19 protein-coding genes and 3 pseudogenes are annotated in these 22,144 nt (G+C 58.7%); 16 read left to right on the plus strand and 6 right to left on the minus strand.

Annotation, left to right across the window (positions count from 1 at the left end; all coding sequences use genetic code 11):
- Nucleotides 1-49 precede the first annotated feature (49 nt).
- Complete coding sequence (locus tag ACA060_RS16100; protein WP_497311766.1) at nucleotides 50-1,105, plus strand: acyltransferase family protein; 1,056 nt, start codon at nucleotides 50-52, stop codon at nucleotides 1,103-1,105.
- 724 nt (nucleotides 1,106-1,829) lie between these two features.
- On the opposite strand, the gene treS is transcribed toward ACA060_RS16100, so the two are convergent.
- Nucleotides 1,830-3,896: a maltose alpha-D-glucosyltransferase gene (gene treS / locus ACA060_RS16105; RefSeq protein WP_497311767.1), complete on the minus strand. Its 2,067-nt coding sequence runs from the start codon at nucleotides 3,894-3,896 to the stop codon at nucleotides 1,830-1,832.
- Between the two features lie 371 nt (nucleotides 3,897-4,267).
- Between treS and ACA060_RS16110 the strand changes: the two genes are divergently transcribed.
- The 5 genes from ACA060_RS16110 to ACA060_RS16130 all read left to right on the plus strand — a co-directional run bounded on the left by ACA060_RS16110 (nucleotide 4,268) and on the right by ACA060_RS16130 (nucleotide 8,297).
- Nucleotides 4,268-4,747 (plus strand): phage infection protein, encoded by a 480-nt coding sequence (locus ACA060_RS16110; RefSeq protein WP_497311768.1) that lies wholly within the window; start codon nucleotides 4,268-4,270, stop codon nucleotides 4,745-4,747.
- A gap of 395 nt (nucleotides 4,748-5,142) precedes the next feature.
- A complete protein-coding gene (locus ACA060_RS16115) occupies nucleotides 5,143-6,693 on the plus strand; it encodes a sensor histidine kinase (RefSeq protein ID WP_497311769.1) in 1,551 nt (516 codons plus the stop codon).
- A 40-nt stretch (nucleotides 6,694-6,733) separates the two neighbouring features.
- The gene (locus tag ACA060_RS16120; RefSeq protein ID WP_256597428.1) at nucleotides 6,734-7,381 is read left to right on the plus strand and encodes a response regulator transcription factor; all 648 of its coding nucleotides are present in this window, start codon (nucleotides 6,734-6,736) and stop codon (nucleotides 7,379-7,381) included.
- Between the two features lie 105 nt (nucleotides 7,382-7,486).
- The gene (locus ACA060_RS16125) at nucleotides 7,487-7,861 is read left to right on the plus strand and encodes a response regulator transcription factor (RefSeq protein WP_109632274.1); all 375 of its coding nucleotides are present in this window, start codon (nucleotides 7,487-7,489) and stop codon (nucleotides 7,859-7,861) included.
- A gap of 175 nt (nucleotides 7,862-8,036) precedes the next feature.
- A complete protein-coding gene (locus tag ACA060_RS16130) occupies nucleotides 8,037-8,297 on the plus strand; it encodes a transmembrane sensor/regulator PpyR (RefSeq protein ID WP_497318270.1) in 261 nt (86 codons plus the stop codon).
- 102 nt (nucleotides 8,298-8,399) lie between these two features.
- On the opposite strand, the gene ACA060_RS16135 is transcribed toward ACA060_RS16130, so the two are convergent.
- Nucleotides 8,400-9,803 (minus strand): MFS transporter, encoded by a 1,404-nt coding sequence (locus ACA060_RS16135; protein WP_497318272.1) that lies wholly within the window; start codon nucleotides 9,801-9,803, stop codon nucleotides 8,400-8,402.
- A gap of 128 nt (nucleotides 9,804-9,931) precedes the next feature.
- Between ACA060_RS16135 and ACA060_RS16140 the strand changes: the two genes are divergently transcribed.
- Nucleotides 9,932-10,831 carry a LysR family transcriptional regulator gene (locus tag ACA060_RS16140; protein WP_497311770.1) on the plus strand — a complete coding sequence of 300 codons (900 nt, stop codon included), beginning with the start codon at nucleotides 9,932-9,934 and terminating at the stop codon, nucleotides 10,829-10,831.
- A gap of 121 nt (nucleotides 10,832-10,952) precedes the next feature.
- Nucleotides 10,953-12,635 (plus strand): dihydroxy-acid dehydratase, encoded by a 1,683-nt coding sequence (gene ilvD / locus ACA060_RS16145; protein WP_497311771.1) that lies wholly within the window; start codon nucleotides 10,953-10,955, stop codon nucleotides 12,633-12,635.
- A gap of 183 nt (nucleotides 12,636-12,818) precedes the next feature.
- On the opposite strand, the gene ACA060_RS16150 is transcribed toward ilvD, so the two are convergent.
- Both ACA060_RS16150 and ACA060_RS16155 read right to left on the minus strand, forming a co-directional pair.
- Nucleotides 12,819-13,682, minus strand: coding sequence for a methyl-accepting chemotaxis protein (locus ACA060_RS16150; RefSeq protein ID WP_497318274.1), 864 nt, complete (start codon nucleotides 13,680-13,682; stop codon nucleotides 12,819-12,821).
- Nucleotides 13,677-14,678, minus strand: a pseudogene (locus tag ACA060_RS16155) (MCP four helix bundle domain-containing protein); the annotation flags it as partial. The pseudogene ACA060_RS16155 and the gene ACA060_RS16150, both read right to left, overlap by 6 nt.
- A 46-nt stretch (nucleotides 14,679-14,724) precedes the next feature.
- Between ACA060_RS16155 and ACA060_RS16160 the strand changes: the two are divergent.
- Nucleotides 14,725-14,952 (plus strand): annotated as a pseudogene (locus ACA060_RS16160) (CAP domain-containing protein); the annotation flags it as partial.
- Between the two features lie 99 nt (nucleotides 14,953-15,051).
- Nucleotides 15,052-15,438, plus strand: coding sequence for a GFA family protein (locus ACA060_RS16165; RefSeq protein ID WP_497311772.1), 387 nt, complete (start codon nucleotides 15,052-15,054; stop codon nucleotides 15,436-15,438).
- A 2-nt stretch (nucleotides 15,439-15,440) separates the two neighbouring features.
- On the opposite strand, the gene ACA060_RS16170 is transcribed toward ACA060_RS16165, so the two are convergent.
- Nucleotides 15,441-15,800, minus strand: a complete 360-nt coding sequence (locus ACA060_RS16170; RefSeq protein ID WP_497311773.1) for a hypothetical protein — start codon at nucleotides 15,798-15,800, stop codon at nucleotides 15,441-15,443.
- A 224-nt stretch (nucleotides 15,801-16,024) separates the two neighbouring features.
- On the opposite strand from ACA060_RS16170, the gene ACA060_RS16175 reads away from it, so the two are divergent.
- Nucleotides 16,025-16,303 carry a Rho-binding antiterminator gene (locus tag ACA060_RS16175; protein WP_497311774.1) on the plus strand — a complete coding sequence of 93 codons (279 nt, stop codon included), beginning with the start codon at nucleotides 16,025-16,027 and terminating at the stop codon, nucleotides 16,301-16,303.
- 20 nt (nucleotides 16,304-16,323) lie between these two features.
- On the opposite strand, the gene ACA060_RS16180 is transcribed toward ACA060_RS16175, so the two are convergent.
- On the minus strand, nucleotides 16,324-16,638 hold the full coding sequence (locus ACA060_RS16180) for a hypothetical protein (protein WP_497311775.1): 315 nt from the start codon (nucleotides 16,636-16,638) through the stop codon (nucleotides 16,324-16,326).
- 93 nt (nucleotides 16,639-16,731) lie between these two features.
- On the opposite strand from ACA060_RS16180, the pseudogene ACA060_RS16185 reads away from it, so the two are divergent.
- The 5 genes and pseudogenes from ACA060_RS16185 to ACA060_RS16205 form a co-directional block, all read left to right on the plus strand.
- Nucleotides 16,732-16,860 (plus strand): annotated as a pseudogene (locus tag ACA060_RS16185) (helix-turn-helix domain-containing protein); the annotation flags it as partial.
- Between the two features lie 121 nt (nucleotides 16,861-16,981).
- Nucleotides 16,982-17,554 carry a hypothetical protein gene (locus ACA060_RS16190; RefSeq protein ID WP_497311776.1) on the plus strand — a complete coding sequence of 191 codons (573 nt, stop codon included), beginning with the start codon at nucleotides 16,982-16,984 and terminating at the stop codon, nucleotides 17,552-17,554.
- Between the two features lie 394 nt (nucleotides 17,555-17,948).
- Entirely contained in the window at nucleotides 17,949-19,247 is a 1,299-nt protein-coding gene (locus ACA060_RS16195; RefSeq protein WP_497311777.1) for a sialidase family protein, read from the plus strand.
- Complete coding sequence (locus ACA060_RS16200) at nucleotides 19,244-19,858, plus strand: hypothetical protein (RefSeq protein WP_497311778.1); 615 nt, start codon at nucleotides 19,244-19,246, stop codon at nucleotides 19,856-19,858. The genes ACA060_RS16195 and ACA060_RS16200 overlap by 4 nt, the downstream gene beginning before the upstream one ends.
- Nucleotides 19,859-19,889: 31 nt before the next feature.
- The gene (locus ACA060_RS16205; RefSeq protein WP_497311779.1) at nucleotides 19,890-21,926 is read left to right on the plus strand and encodes an LTA synthase family protein; all 2,037 of its coding nucleotides are present in this window, start codon (nucleotides 19,890-19,892) and stop codon (nucleotides 21,924-21,926) included.
- Nucleotides 21,927-22,144 lie beyond the last annotated feature (218 nt).

The raw sequence follows: 22,144 nt of genomic DNA on the forward strand, positions 1-22,144 counted from the left end.
CAGATGGTCAGTTTTTCAGTCAGCGCTAACACGTCTGGAGCGCATTAAAATGATCAAACGCCGGCTGAATGAACTGGATTTGCTGCGCTTCCTGGCGGCTATCGCAGTCGTGTTTTTTCACTATGCCTTTCGCGGGTATGCAAAGGGCGACATGTCGGCAATGCCCTACCCGCTATTGGCTGAACCTGCCAAATACGGTTACCTGGGTGTCGAACTGTTTTTCATGATCAGCGGGTTCGTCATCCTGATGACGGCTTCGAGCAACAATCTCAAAGTGTTTTTCATCTCCCGCGTCGTTCGTATCTGCCCGGCTTTCTGGGTGTGCTGCACCCTCACTTTCGTCATCACACTTGCCATCGGACAACCCCGGTATACCGCTGATCTTTATCAATACATTGCGAACATGACTTTTCTGAGCGACTTGATGGGTATCGCGCCGATCGACGGCGTTTACTGGTCTCTGTTTGCAGAAATCAAATTTTATCTAATGATCTCCATTGTGCTGGGCTTCAAGAAAATAGAAAAAATAGAGACCTACCTCGTGCTTTGGCTGCTGGTCTCTGCCATCGCTGAAGTATTCACGTTAGAGAAGATGCGTTCGGTACTGGTGACCGATTACGCGGCCTATTTCATAGCGGGTGCAACGTTCTACCTGATATGGGCCAAGGGCATCACAACATCACGGGTTCTGTTGTTGGCGGGGGCATTGGCCTTGGCCAACTTCACCGCCATTGTGTGGGCCCAATTGCTCGAAACAAAATATTCGACCGAATACAATCCTTTGATCGTCTGCAGCATTATCATCCTGTTTTTCATGACGTTTTTCCTGGTCGCAACGAACAGGACGGGAGTAATAGGGACATTGAACTGGACTGCATTGGGAGCGCTGACCTACCCGCTTTATCTCTTGCACCAAATGATCGGCTTCATGATCTTTAACATCGCTTATCCGGCGGTGAATCCGCACCTGCTGCTTTGGGGCACTATCGCCTTGATGATCGGTGCGTCTCATATCATCCACAAACAAATAGAAACCCCGATGGCCAGGTCAATGAAAAAATTCCTTTCATTATCCTTCAAGCGTGTCGAGGTTAATAAGCCGTAACCGAGCGTACAAAGTCGCTGAGCGCTCATGCCGATCAACGGATAGTCGCGAAGGCCTTACGTTGGGGTTGGGGTACATATCCGTTTCTGCGGTAACGGCGGGTATTGGTTCCGCCCTTACGGCGGGTCACTTTGGAAAAGCCCCAAAGTAACCAAAGGGCTCTTGCCCCTGACGTTCGGTACCTCGCCAAGGCTCGGCATGCCCTCGCTCCGGCCTGGCTCTTCGTGTGAATGCATTTCCCCTGTGGGAGCTAGCCTGCTAGCGATGGACGTTAACGATTACGCGTTCGGTCTGAATGAACGCGGTGTCTGGACGTCCACCGCTAGCAGGCTAGCTCCCACAGGTTTTTTTGGCGGACATGACATGGTGTTCACTACCGATGACCTTGACGCACATCAGGTCGGCTATCAGTCCGCATCGTTTTGGTTTTTGATCTGGCTTTTGATCTTGATCTTGATCTTGCTTTTGATCTTGATCTGCCCCGTCGGAAGGCCGAGCGCAGGTTCTGCGCAGTGGGCACCGCGGCAGGGATGCCGCGGTAGCCGCCCCCGGCCATGGATGGCCGATGGCGGCGGGCCCACGGAGCAGGACCGGAGCGAGGCACCGTACGTCAGGGGCGAAAGCGTTTGGTTACTTTGCGCTCTTCAAAGTCACCCGCCGTAAGGGCGGAACCAATAGCAGCCGTTACCGCAGAAACGGATATGCCCCCCGACACCAGCCACCTTCAAATCATCGGCGAAGCACTCACCACCCGCAGCGCCAACCCTTCATAGGCATCCAGCGTAATAGTGAAATCCCCCTCCTGCGTCAAATCCCCTTCAACCCGCTCGTTGATGATGTCGACCACCGGCCCCGGCGCAATATTGGGCAGGTGCAAGGTTTCGGTGATCGGCGTCGATCCGAAATTCAGCGCGGTGATTTGCGTCCCCTTACCGGCCGGCAATTCGTGAACCATGACCAGCAGCCCGGGATGCTGCACATACGGAATCAGGATCTGACGACTCGCGGCAATGTCGTAGGCGCGACGCGCGGCGAGGATTCTTTTGAGTTGCGAGACGAACGAATCCGGGTCCTTCAATTGGCTGGGCAAGCTGCCATACAAGGTCTTCGGACGCGGCATTTCACCTGCGGACAGTGGCGCATCCGGATTGAGGTCCACCAGATCGTAGGCACCGCGGTGAATCCAGCGCGTGTCACCATCGCCCATCAAATGCTCGACCTGCTCCGCCGGCAACGGTAGCGCGCCGACAAGGTCCCAGCCGGACAGCGCGAACACACCCGGCTGCATGGCGTTGTACATCACCAACAGCAAATGCACTTGGCGAATCTGCTGGATATCCGCCGCTGTGATCGAGTCGAGATCACGAATGCCCAGCGCCGCCGTGATGATGCTGGCGGTGGTGCACGACACGCCGTTGGTCACGAATTTCAGGTTGTAAGGCGCGTGCTCGCCCGCCAGACGTTCGTACATCTGCTCACGAATGTGTTCACGCAAGATGCTGCCCGGGAAGGTCTGCCCCTGATAGAGATAGGTGTCATGGGCGTGCAGCGTCCAGAAATGCACCAGTTCCAGGGTCAGTTCGTCGTGGTTCTGCAGGGCATGGATCAGCGAACCGGGGTCGATGCCGAGGGTGTGCATCTGCCGCAGCATCAAGCGCAGGAATTCGGTGTCGCCCATCAGCAACGCGTGCTGGTAGGCCGGTCGGGTGATGAAGTCGTAGGAGAGATCGGCGCCGCCGTGGGACATGCTGGCGATGTCGTCGACGGTCAGGTTCAGCTCCTGGAAACTGAAACCGCCGGCCTTGCGGATCGCCCCGGCGAGCAACTGGTTACCGGTGATCGATAACGGGTGGCTTTCAGACCAGGCGGTGCCGTCGAGCTTGCGCTCCACGCCGAGGAATCCGTTGGCGTCCAGACGCAGGATTTTCGCGCCCATGACGTCAATGGCGTGCAGGGCATCGCCGATGATCATCTGTTGTGCGGCGAAGGTCGGGTCCAGCCAGTTCAGCGACGGCTGCCCTTCCTTGAAGTAATGCAGATAAACCCAGCGCCGTGGTTTGCCATCGACGCCGATCACGATCGGAGTCGCGCTCCAGTCGGTTTCCTTGACCCCCGGCTCGAAGAAGATCACGCGCTGCAACTGGCCGACGATGTAGTGCTTGTCCCGGAGCACGTCGACCTGCATAGGGCTGAGATTTTGCGCATCACGACCGTCGGCGATGTCCGGCAGCAACGGCCAGTCCTCCTCGCGGATTTCGACCATGTGGTAGAGACCCGGGTAGTCTTCGTAGGCCATCTCGGCCAGGCGGAAATCCGCGCCTTTGCCGGTGTGCGAAGGGATCACGTCATCGATGATCACCGCGTTGTGCGCGGCGGCCATGCGCACCAGCGCCTGGAGCTGCGCCTCGGTGCCCAGTTGCGGGTCGATCTCGAAACTGATGCGGTCGAAATTGCCGTCAATGGTCGGTGTGCGTTGGGTGCCGGTCAGGCCGCCAGACATTTTCAGCGGACCGTTATGAATGCCCTGGATGCCGATTCTCGACAGCGCATGCCATAAGGTTTCATCGCCCAGGGCTTCCAGCACGGTGCCGTCTTCGCGAGTGACGATGGACGCCGGGTAGGCAGTGAACCACACCGACGCCAGGGCCGAGGCATCGCGGGGCCGGGTATGGGCATAGGGCTGTTGCCACAGCCGACCTTGCCCCGAATAGAGCTTGGCCCGCTGCCGGGCGGCATGAAGCATCGATTGTTCAACCAGCCAGGTCACATGATTTTTGTCAGCCGCGGTCATAAAAACTGTTACCTGTTGTCGGGGTAAATTTGCGCTTGGCCATCCCATGCGTACCTGCACCGGCGGACCCGTCCTTTTCATATGAGGCCCTGAGGCGGCATTCGTTGCATCGACGCTGGACGAATCAGAGCCCGCCTGCTGTTTCAAGTCATACCTGGGAATGAGTTGTTAACACCTACATATCCCCGCAGACAACCTAGGCATAAGTGACGCACCTGCGCGTCTCTTTAAGATACAGCCATCAAATACCCACGCTTGATCAGACAAAAAACGTTCCTGGGTCGCGTCACTACGACGGTCTCTCGCGGACCGTTGCACGCATGCAAAACCCTTGTTGCTTGAACATCCCTTGATCAAATAAGGAGAACAGGATGAAAACTCCAAACGTCGTATTGGGCATCGCCCTGCTTGCTACCACTGGCTTGATAACGGCAACGATTCACGCCGCCGAACCTCGCGACGCAGCTGCCAGCGGCAGCCGAACAGGCGGAGATCGGGATGCTGTTGCACCGTTGGTCCAACACGCTTCCGACAAACCCACCCACCCGCACGTTGCCGAAGGCGGTGCCGATCGCTTGAAAGAACGGCAATTGGCGTCGGACGGCTCTGATCGCCTCAAGCAGAACCGTGTCGCCGAGGGCGGTGCCGACCGCCTGAAAGAACGGCAACTGGCAGCCGACGGCTCCGATCACCTCAAGCAGAATCGCGTCGCTTTCGGGGCCAACAGTCGGATGCGTGGCACGCGTGTCGCGGAAGGCGGCTCCGATCGTTTGATGCAGAACCGTGTTGCCGATGGTGGCTACGACTCCGGTTCAGACATGAACGCCGACTTCTGCTTCGCCTGCCGCTGATCGAGCATTGATTCAGGGCTCGGCTGACGGGCTCGATAAACAGAAAGCCCCTCCATGAGGGTAATGCGGTTCACTTAAGCGCGGTACTTCAGACATAGCTACTTTTGTGGCGAGGGAGCTTGCTCCCGCTGGGCTGCGTAGCGGCCCCAAAAATCCGATAACACCGTCGATTTTTGTGAGTGCTCCGCACTCAAGCGGGAGCAAGCTCCCTCGCCACAGGTTCTCTATGACTGAAGAGGTTTAAGTGAACAGCATCACCTCCACGAGGGGCTTTTTTCATCCGCCAATATTCAGGACGATTTTTGGCCGAAATTCAGGGGTTTATGTCCTATTGAAGGGCAAACATTTGCTTCTAGCATAGGCACCCGACTCCGCCCCCTCGATACCAGGAGTGCATGACCGAGATGAACAACAACAGGTCTTTCAATGCGCGCAAAGCCTTTCCATTTTTCAACAGTGCCAACGGCAAAGGGCAACGCATACCCTGCGAGACGAGCATTGGTGCAGCGATCGGCATCAGTTCCAACCCGCTGATCAACGCCCTGGGATGGCTGATCGGGCTGCTGGTGGCGTGCGGCATCGTGATCATCAATTCCGAGACACACACTGACCTGGCCCCGACGATTCTTTACATCACGTTGCTGTTGATGGCGGCGAACCTGTTTTCAATCAACGCCGTTATTTCAATCGCGCTGATGTGCATGCTGCTGCTGACGGCGACCTTTTTTTATAACGGCGGCTATCAACGCTGGGACTCGACAACGGGGTTCTTCCGCTGCCTGACCGCGCTGTCGGCGATCACCTTCCTGGCGCTGCGCAGCAAATATGCTGCCGACCGGCTGCGTCATAACGAGGTGTACCTGATCGGCGCCCAACGCCTGAGCCAGACCGGCAGCGTCGGCTTTCGCGCCGGCGCCGAAGCGATCTCCTGGTCGGATGAATCGGCGAGGATTTTTGAGTACCCGCTGACCGAAGCCCCGACCTTCTCCAAAGTCCTGGCACGCACTCATCCCGACGACCTTGCGCTGGTGCACGAAATCTTTGCCAAGGCGACGCGCCATGAAGCGCTGATCGAGGTCAAGCACCGCTTGCTGATGCCGGATGGACGCATCAAACATGTGCACATGATCGCCAGTCCGCTGTTCACTCAGCATGAGCGCTCCAAATACGTCGGCGCTCTGATGGATATCACTGCCAGCAAACAAGCCGAAGAAGCCCTCTTCTGCGCCCAGGCGCAACTGGCCCACGTCACCCGCGTCACGTCGCTGGGCGAACTGGCCGCCTCAATTGCCCATGAAGTGAACCAACCGCTGACGGCCATCACCAGCAGCAGCGAAGCCTGTCGCCGCTGGCTCGACCGCCCCGTCCCGGATCTGAACGAAGCGATCGCTTCCCTGGACCGCATCATCGCCAGCTCATGCCGCGCCAGCGATGTCATCAGTCGCATCAGGACGCTGTCACGCAAGTGTGGGCCGCTGCGCCAGAGTGAGTCGCTGAACGACATCGTCAACGAGACGCTGAGCCTGGTTCAACAAGAGTTGGCACACCACAAAATCAGTCCGAAGGTCGATTTGGCCGCGTGCGCGGGTCGTGTCCATGCGGATCGGGTACAGCTGCAGCAAGTGATCATCAATCTGATCATCAACGCATGCCAGGCCTTGGCGGAGGTCGAAGTCTGCGAACGAATTCTGCACGTACGCACGTGGGTCAAGGACAACGAGGCGGTGGTGGAAGTGGCTGACCTGGGTCCGGGCATCGCGGCCCATGTCCTGCCGTCCTTGTTCACCCCCTTTTTCACGACCAAGGACAACGGCATGGGCATGGGCCTCTCCATCTGCCGCTCGATCATTGATTTTCATGGCGGCAGGATCTGGGCCACCAGCGCCATCGGTCACGGCGCCTCGTTCAAGGTCGCCTTGCCGCTGCTCGTCACCGTCGCCCACTAAACGGCTTGAACACCAGGACAACTGCTCCCAGGGAAGCTCCATGAACAAATACCACCCCATGAACAAAGTCAGCAACACCGAGCCTTTGGTCTTCATCGTCGATGATGATGCGCCGCTGCGTGAAGCACTCGGCAGCCTGCTGCGTTCCATCGGCCTGCAGGTCGAGCTGTTCGGTTCCGCTGCCGACTTCATGAAGTACAACCGTCCGGACATCCCCAGCTGCCTGGTGCTGGATGTGCGATTGCAAGGCTCCAGCGGGCTGGATTTCCAGCAGGAGCTGGTGGCCGCCAACATTAACCTGCCGATCGTTTTCATGACCGGGCACGGCGACATTGCCATGACAGTTCGCGCGATGAAGGCCGGCGCGGTGGATTTCCTCGAGAAACCCTTTCGCGAACAGGACTTGATTGATGCGGTATCCGCTGCCCACGCACGGGACAAGGTGCGGCGCGAGTCGGAGCGCGAAAACGATGAGTTGCGCAGTCGCTTTGCCACGCTGACCCCCAGAGAGCAGACGGTCATGGCATTGGCCGTGTCAGGTCTGATGAACAAGCAGATCGCCGGGGAAATCGGCTTGAGCCAGATCACCGTCAAGATCCACCGCGGCCAGGCCATGCGCAAAATGTTCGCCCGCTCGTTTGCCGACCTTGTCCGAATGGCGCAAGCCCTGGGAATCAACCGCCCTTAGGGACGGGTCTATACGCAGGTATACTGTGTCGCGCTGGGGGATTGGGTATCTTGCACTGATGGCGGGCACTCTTTATGGGCTACCCGATATCACCCAGGTACTTAAATGTCCTACCCCTTTATCATTTCCGTGGTCGACGATGACGAGTCGGTTCGCATTGCACTGGACAGTTTATTGCGCTCCAACGGCTACACCGTCCGGGTATTCGCCACGGCCGAAGAGTTCCTCTCGACTAACGGTCCGCTGATCACCTCCTGCCTGATCTCCGATGTTCAAATGCCCGGCCTGTCGGGCATTCAGATGTATGAAGAACTCTCAGCCCGAGGCATTCACCTGCCGGTCATCTTCATCAGCGGATACCTGGATTCCCTGCCCCAGGTCAGCGCTACAGCCGTCAAACCCGTCGCATTTTTTCCCAAGCCATTCCCCTGTGGCGAATTGATTGCCTGTATCGAAGACATCCTCAATCGCTCCGCTTGAGCCCGCTCACCTGCGGTCAAATCACTCGGTCTGTGCGTTTTCATTTTGCCCGCTTAATACACGGGTATGCCTTGCTCATACTCATGCGTGTTTGCACTGACCCCAGGTAGAAGTGTCCCACCCTCTTCCCGTCGATAACATCTCCCTTGTCTTCAGGTGTAGGGCGGTGACTGGCGTGTATGGCTTTTTTGAAAATCCGTATCGGGTGTTGAAGTTGTCTCATGTGCTGCTGATCGGCGGGCTGATCATGTTGGCGGTCGGGATCATCCTGGCCTACGGCTGTGATGCCTACCTGACGCTGCCTGCCCTGGTGGGCGCGCATGCCATGACGATTCTGGGCCCGACGGCGATCAAGCTTGGTTATGTCATGCGGCTGCTGGCCCATAACCGCCTGCGCCTCAATCTGAAAGCGCAACTGCAGGACGCCGCTGCCTGATCCACCTTTTATAAAAGACCCGGCCAGCTCCCTCCTTGCTGAACCGGCGATTCCCAAACGCCCGCCAACCCGTTTTTTTGGCGGGTTTTTTTTGCTTCGAATTTACGCCGCCGCGCGTTCATTGTTCAGGGCTGGCAACGCAATGGCGAGCGCAAGGCCGATCAGTCCCGCAGCGACCAAAAAGGTGATTGCCATGCCATGGGCGACCGCTTCCGGGGCTGCGCTGGTGATGTCGGTTGTCGATGACGCCAGCGCAAACACCGCCCCCATGACCGAGGCGCCGGTGATGAGTCCGAGATTGCGCGACAGGCTGAGCAGGCCAGCGATAACGCCGCGCTGATCCTGACTCACGCCGATCATGATCAACGTGTTGTTGGCCGCCTGAAACAGCGCATAGCTGGCGGTGATCACGGCGATGGGCGCGAGGTAACCGAAGACGCCGAAACCCGTCGGCATCATGGACAGCACGCCAGCACCGAGCGCCATCGCGACGAGCCCGGAAGCGGTCATGCGCTGCGCGCCAAAACGGTCCACCAGACGACCGGCAGGTACGCCACCCAGCGCGGCTACCAGCGGGCCGACTGACAACGTGAGCCCGACCAGCGCTGCATTCAACCCGAGTGCGCCCGAGAGATAAAACGGCCCGACCACCAGTGTCGACATCATCACCGTCGAGACGAGCATGCTCATGGCCAGACTCGCGCTCAACCCCCGCTCACGCAACAGCGTCAGTTTGATCAGCGGCGATGCAACCGTCGCCTCGATGAACAGGAAGACTCCGCTGCCCGCAACGGCGATCAGCAATAACGCGAGGTTGAGCGAACTCCAAACCCCTTCACCCAACGTCATTGCCAGTGCATACGCGCCGAGTGTCAGCGCCAGTACCAGCGTGCCTGCAACGTCAAAAGCACCGCGTTGAACCTTCGGCATTTGGCGATCAGCAGGCAAGTAGAGATACGCGAGCACCCCGTTCAAAATGCCCAGCGGCAAGTTGATCAGAAAAATCGCCTGCCAGCCGAAACCGGAGATCAGCACGCCGCCCAGCGCCGGACCCAGCGTGGTGCCGATCGCCGACATCGTGCCGAGCAAGCCCATGGCGCTGCCGGTCTGCGCTTTGGGCACCGTCTCACCGACAAAAGCCACGGTGAGCGCCAACATGATCGCCGCGCCGAGGCCTTGCACCGCTCGCGCGGCGACCAACCACCACAGCGACGGCGCCAGACCACAGGCCAGTGACGCGAGCGAGAAGATGCCGATGCCGGCCAGCAGCAACCGGCGACGACCGACTATGTCGCCCAAGCGTCCAACGCTGACGATCAGCGTCGTGATCGCGAGCAGATACGCGAGGACGATCCACTGCACTTGCTGGAATGAGGCGTCGAGTGCCTGGGACAAAGTCGGCAAGCCTGCATTGGCGATGCTGGTGTCGAGCGAAGGCATCAACATCGACAACGAAAGGCTGGCGAGCGCCCAGCGGACCGAGCGGGATTGCGTGATGGTTTTCATGGTTGGGCCACTGATGAAGAGTTGGCCTTCAGCGTATGCCCGCGCCTGATAGGGCGGAAGACGCACCACTTGCACTTGATACCTGCACGCAACGCCCTGTCATCGTCCGGCCGTGCTAACGTTGAAGCATGACAACTCCTGACCTGAACCTGCTGATTACCCTCGATGCGCTGCTCGCCGAAGGCAGTGTGGCGCGTGCCGCCCAACGACTGCGACTGAGCCCGTCGGCGATGAGCCGGGCACTGGCGCGCCTGCGTGAAACCACCGGCGACCCACTGCTGGTCCGCGCCGGACGCGGGCTGGTACCGACACCCCGAGCGCTGGAACTGCGTGAGCAGGTCAGCCAACTGGTGCAGCACGCCGAAGCGGTGCTGCGCCCCGCCGTGCAGCTCGACCTCAAGCAGCTAGTGCGCACCTTCACCCTGCGCACCAGCGACGGCTTTGTGGAGAATTTCGGGCCGGCGCTGATTGCTCGCCTCAGCGAAGAAGCACCCGGCGTACGGCTGCACTTTTTACAGAAACTGAACCAGGACAGCGCGCTGCTGCGAGACGGCACGGTCGATCTGGAGACCGGCGTTGTCGCGGACACCACCAGCCCGGAAGTGCGCACCCGCGCGTTGTACCAGGACCGTTTTATCGGCGTGGTACGCCCGGGTCATGCACTGAGCAAGGGCAAGATCACCCCCGCCCGGTATGCGTCCGGCCGGCATGTCCTGGTCTCGCGACGCGGGCGGGACAAAGGGCCGATGGATGACGCCTTGAAACCGCTTGGACTGGCGCGGGAGATCGTGACCATCGTCGGCGGATTCTGCGCAGCGCTGGCGCTGGCTCGGGCGTCGGACCTGATCGCTACGGTGCCCGAACGCCACACCCACAATCTGCGTGCCGGCCTGCACAGTTTTGCCCTTCCGGTTTCAACGCCGGTGATCACCATTTCAATGCTCTGGCACCCGCGAATGGACGCCGACGCCGCGCACCAGTGGTTGCGCGGATGTATTCGCGAGGTGTGTGCGGGGTCGCTGGATTAGCGCTTATTGAATGCTTTCGCACCCACAGGTTCGGCGGCCAAGTCGGCGAACCGGGTCTAGACTCAATGCGTTGCTTCGGGCCACACCGGTCAGGCCAGCGATCTGGATATGAGGGAACGTCATGAGCGACAAAGTTGATTTACGCAAGTATTCCTCGCAAGTGGTCGACGGCGTGGAGCGCGCGCCGGGCCGTTCCATGCTGCGTGCCGTGGGCTTCACGGATGAAGACTTCAAAAAGCCGCAGATCGGCATCGCCTCGACGTGGGCGATGGTCACGCCGTGCAACATGCACATCGACAAGCTCGCCGTTGAAGCGGAAAAAGGCGCAAATGCCGCCGGCGCCAAAGGCGTCATTTTCAATACCATCACCATTTCCGACGGCATCGCCAACGGCACCGAAGGCATGAAGTATTCGCTGGTGTCGCGAGAAGTGATCGCTGATTCCATTGAGGTGGTGGCCGGTTGCGAAGGTTTTGATGGCCTGGTAACCGTGGGCGGTTGCGACAAGAACATGCCGGGCTGCCTGATCGGCATGGCGCGGCTGAACCGCCCGTCGATCTTCGTCTATGGCGGCACCATCCGCCCGGGCGCCGGCCACACCGACATTATTTCCGTGTTCGAGGCCGTGGGCCAAAATGCACGCGGCGATATCAACGAGATTCAGGTCAAGCAAATTGAGGAAGTGGCGATTCCCGGTCCCGGTTCCTGCGGCGGCATGTACACGGCCAACACCATGGCTTCTGCCATCGAGGCATTGGGCATGAGCCTGCCGGGTTCCAGCTCCCAGGACGCCGTCGGCAGCGATAAGGCGTCAGACAGTTTCCGCGCCGGTCAGCAGGTCATGGAGCTGTTGAAGCTGGACCTCAAACCACGCGATATCATGACTCGCAAAGCTTTCGAGAACGCCATCCGCGTGGTGATCGCCCTCGCCGGCTCGACCAATGCAGTGCTGCATCTGCTGGCCATGGCGCATGCGGTGGATGTCGAGCTGACGCTGGATGACTTCGTCGAACTGGGCAAGGTGTCGCCAGTGGTGGCCGACCTGCGCCCCAGCGGCCAATACATGATGAGCGAGCTGGTGGCCATCGGCGGCATCCAGCCGCTGATGAAACGCATGCTCGCGGCCGGCATGTTGCACGGCAATGTGATGACAGTGACCGGCAAGACCCTGGCAGAAAACCTGGAAAACGTACCCGATTATCCCGAGGGCCAGGACGTGATCCTGCCGTTCGACCAGCCGGTCAAAAAGGACTCTCATCTGGTGGTGCTGCGCGGCAACCTTTCACCCACTGGCGCCGTAGCCAAGATCACTGGCAAGGAAGGTTTGCGCTTTGAAGGCACGGCGCGCGTTTATCACGGTGAAGAAGGTGCGTTGGCCGGGATTCTCAATGGCGAAGTCAAAGCCGGCGACGTCATCGTCATTCGCTACGAAGGGCCCAAAGGTGGGCCGGGCATGCGCGAAATGCTCTCGCCGACGTCAGCGGTCATGGGCAAAGGGCTGGGCAAGGAAGTCGCGTTGATCACCGACGGCCGCTTTTCCGGTGGCTCCCATGGTTTTGTCGTGGGGCATATCACGCCGGAAGCCTTTGAGGGCGGGCCGATTGCGCTGATTGAAGATGGCGACACGATCACCATCGATGCAGAAACCCGGCAGATTACGGTGGATGTATCCGACGCTGAATTGGCTGAGCGCAAGACCCGTTGGGTGAGGCCGGAATCCAAGTACAAACGCGGGGTGTTGGCCAAGTATGCGAAGACCGTGTCCAGTGCTTCGGAGGGGGCGGTTACGGATAAATATCTTTAGGGATGGGCGCCAGACCTGTGGTTTTGCGTTGTCTGATCTGCCGCCTTCGCGAGCAAGCCCGCTCCCACACTTGATCCGCGTCAAACACAAAACCTGTGTTCAATGAAGATCTAATGTGGGAGCGGGCTTGCTCGCGAAGAGGCCTTCACAATCACTGCAAATCAATGGATCGGCACACGAACCTCAAAGCCGAAACCGATCCACCGACTGCGACAGCTTGCCCGCCAAGGTCGACAACTCATCGGTCGTCGAAGCCGTCTGGCCAATCACCTTGCTGTTGCCTTCCGACATGCCCGCAATCATGTCCACCTGATGGGCGATTTCGTTACTGGCCAGGCTCTGTTCACCAATCGTGCGGGTGATGTCGTTCACCAGCTCGGTGGTGTTGAGCGTGGCCTGGAGGATTTCGCGGATGGCGCGTTCGACGTCGGCGGTCACGGCCATGCCTTTGTCGACCTGTGCAACGCCCGCCTCCATGCTGGTCACCGCCTCGCGGGTGCTTTGCTGGATGCGCGAGACCATGCTGGCAATTTCCTGCGTAGAGGCGCTGGTGCGTCCCGCGAGGCTGCGGACTTCGTCGGCCACCACGGCAAAACCACGGCCCTGCTCACCGGCACGGGCAGCTTCGATCGCGGCGTTGAGGGCCAGCAAGTTGGTTTGATCGGCGATGCCCTTGATCACCTGAATGATGCTGAAAATCCCCTCGGACTCCTTGTCCAGCGTGCGGATCACCTGGGCTGACTGCTGCGCCGAACGGGCTATGCCGTCCATGTCGTTAACCACTTGATGAATCACGCGACCGCCATCCTTGGCCAGTGACTCGGCCTGGTTGGCCATGTTCAGTGCGCGTTCGGCGTGACGGGTGATTTCCTCGATGCTCGCGGTCATTTCACTGGCGGCAGCGGCCATGGTGCTGGCGGCGACGCTTTGCTGCTGGCTGCTGTCGGCGACCTGGTGGCAACCACTGCTTAACTGCACGCTCATGCCACTCACGCCGTGAGCGTTGCTGCGAACCACCTCGATCATGCCGCGCAAGTCGCGCTGCATGGTGGCCAGACTGCGGATCAAGGCGCTGGCTTCGTCGTTGTGGGTCGGTTCGACGATCGGCTCGCTCAGGTTGCCGTGGGCGATGCTTTTGGCAATGCGGCTTGCGGTCTGCAACGGCCCCATGATGCTCAGAATCACCCAGCGGCCCTGGATAAGCAGTAACAGAAGGCTGGCGATCAGGACGATACCCAGCGTGAAGTTGGCGCTGCTGATGGCCTGCTCAGTGCTTTTGCTGGTCTGTTGGGTGTTGGTTTCGATCACCTCGCTGAGGGCCGCCATCTGGTCTTCCAGCTGGCTGAACGCGGTATTGAACGTGCCCAGTTCCTTTTGCGCGGAATCCGGATTTTCCAGCGCCAGACCGACAATGCGCTCGGCCGCACCGATGTAGGTATCGAGGCTCGGCTTGACCTTGTTCAGGCCAGTCTTGATGGTGTCGTTGACCGGCAACTTCAGGTTTTCACCCAGCACGTCACGAAAATGCGCCGCATGCCCCTCGATGGAACTGCGCACCTCGGCTTTGCTGCTGGTGCTTTTGCCCAGACCGACCACCATCGCAGACAGCACATCGGCGCGCAGTGCGTCGTGCATCATGTCGGCTTCAAGGTGATTGCGCAGCGCGGTCATGCTGACCTCGTTGTCCTTCACCGCCTCGGCCATCCGGGTGTTTCCCACGTAACTGACCAGGCTCACGATCAACGCGGTGAGCAAGCTCGTACCAATCAGCAGCAACAAGCGTAATTTTATAGACATGGGGTAACCCTCTCGGTACGTCGCATTTATGAACACGTTATCGGCTGCGCCGGCAAGTCTTTGAAGCCTGACGCCGGACTTTCGGTGTTTTGCGACATGCGGTAGTGACAGCCGGTTTTTCCAGCGCAAATTTCCCCTCTTCACGCCTGAACCTAGTGCCTGAACGCAAGTCTTAGCCGAGCCATGAATTCCCATTGCCGCTGTCATCTCATCAGAGCTGCCCGTCACATGCGCCAACCTCGCCATGCCTTTCGTCTTGTTTCGCTCTGTTTCATACCTTTGCTTCCTCTGTTTGCCGGCGGATCGAGCAAGAGCCGCTGGTTACCGAGGCCGGCAGATCGGCGAAAACATCGCCGCCGGGCAGAGCTCACCGGGCAAGGCAATGGCAGGTTGGCTGGCCAGCCCCGGGCATTGCGCCAATTTGATGAACCCTATGTTTACCCAGGTGGGCGCGGCGTATGCGGCGGACGCGCGCAGTGATGAAGGGGTTTACTGGACGATGGTGTTTGGTTCGCCGTGATCCTGATTCTGCGCTGTCGCTTTCTGAGCGGTGAAGTCATGGCCAAACCTTGCGCCGGGCCGCTAAAGTGGCGCGACGAAAATCAGGGAACCGATGAACATGGATGAGCTTCACCAAGGCAGTTGCCTATGCGGCGCCGTTGAATATCACGTATCCACTGAACTGAAAGCCGTCACCCACTGCCATTGCAAAAAATGCCAAAAGAGCCATGGAGCGGCATTCGCGACGTATGCGAGCGCTCCCAGGTCGGCGATTTCAGTAATTGCGGATGCAACGGCGCTCAAGGGCTACGAATCGTCCAAAGGCGTCACACGCCAGTTCTGCTCCCACTGCGGGTCTTCGCTGTTCTGGTCAGATTCGAAGGGGGCGTTTTCGGACTGGGTTTCGATAGCGATCGGTACGCTGGATACGCCTTTCCTGACCTTAAAGCAGAAACACACCTGTATTGAGTCCAAAGCGTGCTGGTACGAAGCCGATTCGCTATAGGGCTAGCGCTTGCGCGCCAGCCGCTGCTTCCAATTGCCACCATTGGCGCGCTGACATTGCTCTTCAGAATCAAACTGCACATGGGCCGCGACCGATCTGACGTGTACATCCGCTTCGCTTAATGCTGTCGCCGTCAGTTCGACCATGCGCTCGCCCTGCCCGCTCGCCAGCGCCTGATCCTTGTTGGCCTGGGTGTCGAAGATCCAAATTACCCTGAGGCTGGATGGAAACACGTCGTAATCGACTTCGTGGGTCAGCCATTCAAAGCCGACGATGTGCACTTTGGCCGTTTCGCATGCCTCGGTCAGGGTGGCAATCAGGCGACGCTCGATGTGTGCCTGATCGCGTTTGCTTAAACCCATGGGGAATCCTTGAAATTGTCGAGATTTAAAATCAGGTTCAATGGTGCATTGTTTTCGGGCAATTGATGCCCCTGACAATCATTGTCCGATTTCTTGATAAACAGCGAGTTCAGGACGAAGATATTCGTCCGGAATGAAGGCCGGCTCTGCCACCTTCAACTGCCGAATCCGGTAATCGCCGAGACGCCCGGCAATCAACCTGCACGATTGCGAGAGGGAATGACATGAACACCTATCAGCCGTTGAACTGCGATCTGCACGACTACCTGGAGATCGCCTGCCTGTACGGTTATCGCCTGGATATCGAGTTGAACGACGGCGCACGTCTGGTCGCCAAGGCACTGACGACGCGAACCTCCAGCGACAAGGAAGAGTTTCTCTGCCTTAAGACCGCTGACGGCCAGCATGAAGTCCGCCTGGATCAACTGCTGGCCATCACGCCGCTGGATGCCAATGCGCAGTTTGGGCGGGTGGTGCTTCAGGGAGCGGTTTGCCGTTTTTGAGCGGCCCATCGGGTGCTTCATTACAGTACGGGCCCGGCATCACGCATGAAAATCTCGATGGTTTTGGGCCCACCCCCTTCGAACGCTCGGTGGTAGTCCTCTCCCGCAATAGCGCGCAGATACGCTTGATCCGCCTCAACCCTGAGGTCGCGCCACTCCTGCCAGCTCACGATGCCCAGGCGATCCATCTCGTCAGACTGACGAATCAGTTCTTCGTGATAGGCGTCGGGACACTCCATGCGCAGCCTCAAATCCTCAAGGGCAAGATGCCAGGCGTTGAGCGCTCGCAGCTTTAGCTCATGAGCCGGTGTCAGCAGATTGGCAAACGAGTGCATGGCAGCTCCCCCCGAGAGTTCTTTCAGAATGGATCAATCCATCGTGAACACGGTTCAGGCATGCCGACCAAAGGCAGGTTTTTCAAGGCGGCGTCCCCAATGGGCTACGTGAGGACCTGGCGGATGAAGGTGGTGCTGGACCTGCTGCGCGACGGAGTTCAGATCAAGGTGATCGCTGCGTCAGTCGGGTACAGCTCGCAAGCTTCTTTCTCCCGCATTTTTTCGTCTTCCAGCGCTTGAAGTTTTATACTTCTGTCCCTGGTCGATACACCGGGGTGCGTTATCGCCACCCCCCATGGAAGACGTCCGCGCACGACACATCAATCGAATGGAATCCATCACAATGAGTTTCACTGCTATACAAAAAGTATCCACTAAAGCCTGGTTCGCGATTGTGGCCCTGGTGACAGTTCTAAGCGGCATTGCAACGATTTACGCCACGTTTCACGAAACCAACCCCAACAATCCCCGCCTCATCGGTCGCTGGATGACTGATTACACCTACCCGTTCACCAACGGCACGTTCGAATTCAAGGGCATGACCGAGTATTTCCGCACAGGCCGGTACAACGTCAATGGCATTGTCATTCTTGACGGAACCGCTGAATCCAAACCCTACCGTCTTGAATACAGCGTAAACGGTGCCGGCAACTGGACGGCCGATTCCAGCCTGCTTTCGTTCACGTTGGCTGACATGAAGTCGATGCCCAAGTCTTACGTGATCAACGGCACAGCCGTTCCCCCCTCGCTAGTTGCCAGGTTGGCTGGGCCCTCCATGCCTGCCTTTAGCGACGGTTTAGCGTCCGGCGCTTCCGACGAATTCAAAATCCTGATGATCAAGGACGATGAAATAACGCTTGAGGGTAAAGACCCGGCAGGGAATGCCTTCACCCTACAGACATACAGACAACACTAGGTTTGTGCGGGTCTGATCTGAAAACTTCAGTGGCTGTGGTGCCGTCTTCGCGGGCAAGCCCAGCTCCCACAGGATTTGCGTCGTTGACATGAGGAGTGATCGACAAAAATCCCCTGTGGGTGCGTGGCTTTCCCGCGAAGAGGCCCACAAACAACCCAAATCCTGATGACTCGACTGTCACTGCCCCGGCCTTTGCGACTAACGGTGATATCGCCTTTCAGCCCGCCTCAATCCCTCTAATTCGGCGGTCTCAGACACCCAATCAAACTTCGCACATCGACGCGGCAGCCTGCTACAAATAACTGCTTACAATTTAGCCAATCATAAAACCCGATCCTGTACTACCGAGTGTTACGTTGAGCGCCTTATCGGGCCATGAGATGCCAACGTAGTCATGCGCATCAAACTTCACCGTTTTCCTGCCTTCTGTGCCTACCTCACCCTGTTCTGCCTTTTTGCGACCGCATGGGTGATCAATCCTGCCAATACGCATTCTTCCTTTGCCCAGATCAGTCCAGTGATGGCAGTGGCCGGCAAAGTGGCCGAGCCTATTTATACCAGCCGATTCGCCTCCTCCGGGCTCGTCGATTTCGTGCATTCCTCGGCGGTCACTGCCTTGCCCGACGGCAGCCTGATGACGGTCTGGTTCGCCGGCTCGCGTGAAGGCGCCGCCGATGTGCAGGTGCGCTCCGCCCGGTTCGATTCGAAAACCGGCGAATGGGGTGCCGAAAAGGTCTTGGCGACTCGGGACTCAACCCAACAGGGCACCCGAAAATACATTCGCAAACTGGGCAACCCGGTGGTGGCCCTCGCGCCGGATAACCGCGTGTGGTTGTTCTATGTGTCGGTATCCATGGGTGGCTGGGCCGGTAGCGCGGTCAATGTGATGGTTTCCGACGACTTCGGTGAACATTGGTCCGCTCCGCGTCAATTGATCACGTCACCCTTTCTGAACATCAGCACCCTGGTCCGCTCGGCACCGGTGTTTCACACCGACGGCTCCATCGGCCTGCCGGTCTACCACGAGTTTCTGGGCAAGTTTGCCGAGTACCTCTACCTGAGCGCCAATGGCGATGTGATCGATAAATTCCGCATCAGCCACGGCATGAATTCCTTGCAGCCCACGGTGGTTCCGCTCGACGGCCAGCGCGGCATTGCCTTGCTGCGTTATGCCGGCAACACCCACCACCGTGTTCTGGCGGCCCGCACCGAAGATGCCGGGCAAACCTGGAGCGAGCCCTATCCGCTCGATCCCTCGAACCCGAACTCCTCGCTGGCAGCCGTCGCGACACCCGAACACGGCTTGCTGGTCGCGCTCAACGACCTGCAGGAGGGACGCTTCAAGCTGAGCCTGTACGGGACCGATGCCAAAATGGACGATTGGCGCTCATTGCGCGACCTGGATAAATCACCTGATCCACAGGGCGCTCCGTTTTCTCCTGAAGCCTACAAGGAGATCATCGGCAGAGAGTTCCGTGGGTCGAGCGGTGCGCGCCGCCAACCGCTGGAAGCGGAGTTCCTGGATAACCTCGACAACCGTGTCTGTAAAAACCAGGAGTGTGAATTCGAATACGAATACCCGTATTTCATCCGCAGTCCTGACGGCATGTATCACTTGGTTTATTCCTGGAACAACACCTTCATCAAGCACGTTACCTTTAACGATGCATGGCTTAACGAGCGTCTCAAATGATCAGCCTGTGGCAAGCCCATGTCAGCTTCGCAATGATCATCTTCCTGGTGCTGCCTTCGTTCGGCTTGCCCAGAACCTCGCGGATCGCACTGCTGGCCGCATTGCTGGCCGTCAGCTTCATCTCGCCGGACGGTTTGTCGTTTGCCGCGTATTTGCGCAGCTACATTGATGACCTGGCGATCACCACCCTGGTGTTCATGGCGTGGGGCTGCTTGCGCCGGCTGGACATGTTGCCACCGGCACGGGGCAAAAACGGCGTATTGATCCTCTTCGCCGCGATGGCCGTGGTGCTGTACCCGGCCACCCTGGGCATGAGTGATCTGGACCCCTATCGCTTCGGGTACAGCCCGCGGCCCATGTTGATTCTCTTCGCCGCGCTCACACTGGGCCTGTTTTACCTGCGCAATGGCCTGGCCGTCTTGATGCTGGCCAGCGCAACCCTGGCCTTCATCGCCGGGATCAAGCCTTCGCAAAACTATTGGGATTACCTGGTCGATCCGCTGCTGGGTCTGTATTGCTGCGGCGCCCTGCTGATGCTTGCCGTACGCTGGATGTATCGCCGCTCAAACAAACGCCGTACTGCGATGAGCGACCAGATTAAATCCGCTTGAGATTTAACGACTTTTTAACAGGGGAACAGGGATGGGTTGGCTGCACTCGAGACGTTTACATTACTGGCTAGGCGCTACAGCGATTGCGTTCGTGCTGTTTGCACTGCTGAGGGTGGTGTTCTTCTTCGGCTTTTCCGGGTTCGAACCCAAAGCCCTGAGCGACACACAAGGCGTCTGGGAAACCCTGAGCATCGGCTTTCGTTTCGATCTGCGCCTGGCCATCCTGATGATGTTGCCGCTGGCGTTGCTGGCCTGGATTCCGCGCTGGAACCTGCTCCGCAGCCGTCTGCTAAGGCGCATCGCACGCGTCTACCTGGTCGCAGTCCTGAGCGTACTACTGCTGATCTACATCATCGATTTTGGCCATTTCGCCTACCTGGGCGTGCGAATCAACGCCACTGTCCTGCGCTTCATCGAGGATGCGCAAATCTCCCGCGACATGGTCTGGCAGACTTACCCGGTGATCTGGATTTCGCTGGGTTGGCTGGCCACGGTCGCGTTTGTGACCCTGGCGCTGGTGCGTCTGGAAAGCGTCACGCTGGATCGCCCTCGCAAAATCATTCACCCGCTCTCCGCAACATGGGGCGGCGCGGTCATGGTCGTGCTGGTGCTGCTGGGCATTCTGGGTCGTGTGGAAAACATGAACCTCGAAAACCCGGTGCCGTTGCGCTGGAGCGATGCGTTCTTCTCGGGCAATAACCAGATGGCCGCGCTGGGCCTGAACCCGGTGTTGTTCCTCTACGACACGGTCAAGGTCGGCCAGTCGCGTTACGACGAAGCGCAGGTGCGCGAACATTACCCGGTCATGGCCAACTACCTGGGGGTCGAAAAACCCGATCCGCAGACCCTGAATTTCGTCCGGCACCAGGCACCACAACCGTACAAAATTCCGGGCTCACGTGCGCCGAACGTCATGTTCATCATGCTTGAATCGCTGGGCACCAGTGCCGTCGGCGCCTATGGCAATCCGATCAATCCGACGCCCAATCTCGATCGCCTGGCCACCCAGAGCTGGTTCTTCGAGCACTTCTATGTGCCCGTGACGGGGACCGCAAAAACCGTCTGGGCCAGCATCAGCGGCGTACCTGACGTCACTCGCCAGGAAACCGCAACGCGCAATCCACTGATCACCCAGCAAAACACGCTGATCAATGCCTTCACCGGTTACGAGAAGATCTACACCATCGGCGGCAACTCCGGCTGGGCCAACATGAATGCACTGATTCGGCAGAGCATCGACGGCGTGCGCTTGTTCGAAGAGCGCGACTGGAAATCGCCGGTGGTGGACGTCTGGGGCATTTCCGATCTGGACCTGTTCAAGGAAACCGATCAGATCCTGCAAGCACTGCCCAAGGACAAACCGTTCTTCGCGTATGTGCAGACGGCCGGCAATCACCGTCCGTTCACGATTCCCAAGAGCAATGACGGCTTCGAGGTCAAGCACCCTACCCTGGCCGAAGTACAGGCCGCAGGATCGCGCAGTGTCGAGCAGTACAACGCCGTGCGTTTGCTGGACTTCAATCTCGGACGCTTGATGGAAATCGCCAAGGCCGGCGGCTGGTATGAGAACACCATTTTCGTGATGTTCGGCGACCACAACACCCGCATCGCACAGATCCCGTTCCTGGCACCGGCCTACGAGCAACTGGGCCTGGAAAGCAACGCGGTGCCAATGATCATCCACGCACCGGGCTTGATCGGAACGCGCAAGGTCAAGGAAGCGGTTGGCCTGGTGGACTTGCTGCCCACCGTGGCAGGCATGGCCGGTCTTGAGTTCCGTAACAGCGGCATGGGCCGTGATATCCAGCAGCCCGCGCCAGAAGGCGAACGTGTGGTGCCGCTGGTATTGCGTGAAGGCACATTCCCGTTGATCGCCGGCGTCACGCAACACTACATGGTGCAGATGGAGCACGACGGCAGCTCGCCAACCCTTCACGACCTCGCCTCGATGACGCCACGGGACAACGTTGCCGAGAAAAACCCTGAAGAGTTCAAACGCCTGTCGGCGCTGACCCGCGCCATGCATGAAACCTCACGGTTGATGCTGTACCAGAACGTTCGAAAGTAACCGTTCAGGCCTGAAAATCCGCGTCTATGCTTCGGATAGACGCGGGTCCTCCCCGCAACATCCGTAAAAGACTCTGCCTATTACCTCCTAATACTCCACCTATTAGCTGACTCCCCAAGTGGGGTCTAACCTGTATCCAGCGCTGGCGGAACAAGCCGGCCGGTTTAGTGCTGATAAGGAGACAGGAATGAGTCCGAAGCTTGACTAGGCCACCCGTG

It is taken from the genome of Pseudomonas sp. LBUM1671 (assembly GCF_059695685.1).

What these genes read in the sequence shown, in the direction of transcription:
- ACA060_RS16200 (WP_497311778.1), top strand. Translation starts at nt 19,244, where the DNA reads ATGATCAGCCTGTGGCAAGCCCATGTCAGCTTCGCAATGATCATCTTC.
- ACA060_RS16190 (WP_497311776.1), top strand. Translation starts at nt 16,982, where the DNA reads ATGAGTTTCACTGCTATACAAAAAGTATCCACTAAAGCCTGGTTCGCG.
- ACA060_RS16115 (WP_497311769.1), top strand. Translation starts at nt 5,143, where the DNA reads ATGACCGAGATGAACAACAACAGGTCTTTCAATGCGCGCAAAGCCTTT.
- ACA060_RS16165 (WP_497311772.1), top strand. Translation starts at nt 15,052, where the DNA reads ATGGATGAGCTTCACCAAGGCAGTTGCCTATGCGGCGCCGTTGAATAT.
- treS (WP_497311767.1), bottom strand. Translation starts at nt 3,896, where the DNA reads ATGACCGCGGCTGACAAAAATCATGTGACCTGGCTGGTTGAACAATCG.
- ACA060_RS16180 (WP_497311775.1), bottom strand. Translation starts at nt 16,638, where the DNA reads ATGCACTCGTTTGCCAATCTGCTGACACCGGCTCATGAGCTAAAGCTG.
- ilvD (WP_497311771.1), top strand. Translation starts at nt 10,953, where the DNA reads ATGAGCGACAAAGTTGATTTACGCAAGTATTCCTCGCAAGTGGTCGAC.
- ACA060_RS16140 (WP_497311770.1), top strand. Translation starts at nt 9,932, where the DNA reads ATGACAACTCCTGACCTGAACCTGCTGATTACCCTCGATGCGCTGCTC.
- ACA060_RS16125 (WP_109632274.1), top strand. Translation starts at nt 7,487, where the DNA reads ATGTCCTACCCCTTTATCATTTCCGTGGTCGACGATGACGAGTCGGTT.
- ACA060_RS16175 (WP_497311774.1), top strand. Translation starts at nt 16,025, where the DNA reads ATGAACACCTATCAGCCGTTGAACTGCGATCTGCACGACTACCTGGAG.
- ACA060_RS16110 (WP_497311768.1), top strand. Translation starts at nt 4,268, where the DNA reads ATGAAAACTCCAAACGTCGTATTGGGCATCGCCCTGCTTGCTACCACT.
- ACA060_RS16170 (WP_497311773.1), bottom strand. Translation starts at nt 15,800, where the DNA reads ATGGGTTTAAGCAAACGCGATCAGGCACACATCGAGCGTCGCCTGATT.
- ACA060_RS16150 (WP_497318274.1), bottom strand. Translation starts at nt 13,682, where the DNA reads ATGCAGCGCGACTTGCGCGGCATGATCGAGGTGGTTCGCAGCAACGCT.
- ACA060_RS16120 (WP_256597428.1), top strand. Translation starts at nt 6,734, where the DNA reads ATGAACAAATACCACCCCATGAACAAAGTCAGCAACACCGAGCCTTTG.
- ACA060_RS16205 (WP_497311779.1), top strand. Translation starts at nt 19,890, where the DNA reads ATGGGTTGGCTGCACTCGAGACGTTTACATTACTGGCTAGGCGCTACA.
- ACA060_RS16195 (WP_497311777.1), top strand. Translation starts at nt 17,949, where the DNA reads ATGCGCATCAAACTTCACCGTTTTCCTGCCTTCTGTGCCTACCTCACC.
- ACA060_RS16100 (WP_497311766.1), top strand. Translation starts at nt 50, where the DNA reads ATGATCAAACGCCGGCTGAATGAACTGGATTTGCTGCGCTTCCTGGCG.
- ACA060_RS16135 (WP_497318272.1), bottom strand. Translation starts at nt 9,803, where the DNA reads ATGAAAACCATCACGCAATCCCGCTCGGTCCGCTGGGCGCTCGCCAGC.